Annotated in this window: 1 protein-coding gene; it reads left to right on the plus strand. The window is 72.6% G+C overall.

Going from position 1 to position 1105, the window contains the following annotated elements:
- The coding region (locus D7Y21_RS41225; protein ID WP_304988585.1) for a GNVR domain-containing protein at window positions 1-1105 on the plus strand (1105 nt) is incomplete at both ends.

Consider the following 1105-nt stretch of genomic DNA (forward strand, 5'->3'; position numbering starts at 1 on the left):
GTATAGGGGACAGGGCGGGGCCTCGTACGCCTGGGGCGGGGAGAAGCTCCAGGTGGAGCGGCTGAACGTGCCCATGGAGTGGGAGGACCTGCCGCTCACGCTCGAGGCGAAGGCGGACGGCGCGTACGCGCTGTGGGGACCTGAAGGGCGCGTCGTGATCAATGGCACCGTGGGCACCGGCGCCCAGACGGAGACGGGCGCGCCGCACGAGGTGGAGCTGTTCGTCACCGAGCTGCACGCCCGGCCGGGAACTCGCTTCCAGGTGATGCGCCGCTCGAAGCTCGCGGTGGTGGAGGACCTGCAGCGCGCGCTGCGCATGGGGGAGAAGGGCGCCGGCACGGGCGTGCTCAACCTGACCCTGGACGGGCCGGACCCGGTGCTGGCCACCACCACGCTCCAGGCCATCGCGGACACGTACGTGCGCTCCAACGTGGAGCGCCGCAGCGAGGACGCGGGCCGCACGCTGTCGTTCCTGGACAGCCAACTGCCCGGCCTGCGCCAGGGCCTGGAGCAGGCGGAGACCGCGCTGCGCGACTACCGCGCCGGCAAGGGCGGCGTGGACCTGGGGCTGGAGGTGCAGGCCGTCCTCAACCGGAGCGTGGACCTGGACAAGGACCTCTCCACGCTCGCGCTGGAGCGCTCGGAGCTGCGCCAGCGCTTCACCGAGCACCACCCGCTGCTCGTGGCCACGGAGCGCAAGCTGGCGCGCCTGCGCACGGAGAGGAACGCGCTGGACACCCGGCTCAAGGGCATCCCGGACGCGGAGCGCGTGTCCGCCCAGCTCACGCGCGACGTGAACGTGGCCAACGAGCTGTACCTCCAGCTGAACAACAAGGCCCAGGAGTACCGGGTGCTCAGGTCGAGCAACATCACCAACGCGCGCATCATCGACGCGCCCGTGGTGACGCGCCTGCCCGTGCGCCCCCTGAAGCCGGACGTGTTCGCGGTCAGCGTGGTGCTGGGGCTGGTGTTCGGCGTCGCGCTGGCCTTCGCGCGCAAGTCGCTGAACCCGGGCGTCAACGACCCCGCGGCCCTGGAGTCCGCGCTCGCGGTGCCCGTGCTCGCCAGTGTCCCCACCGGCCCCCGCCGCGCGACGTCCCCCCGG

It is taken from the genome of Corallococcus sp. AB045, from assembly GCF_003668895.1.
Lineage (GTDB): Bacteria > Myxococcota > Myxococcia > Myxococcales > Myxococcaceae > Corallococcus > Corallococcus coralloides.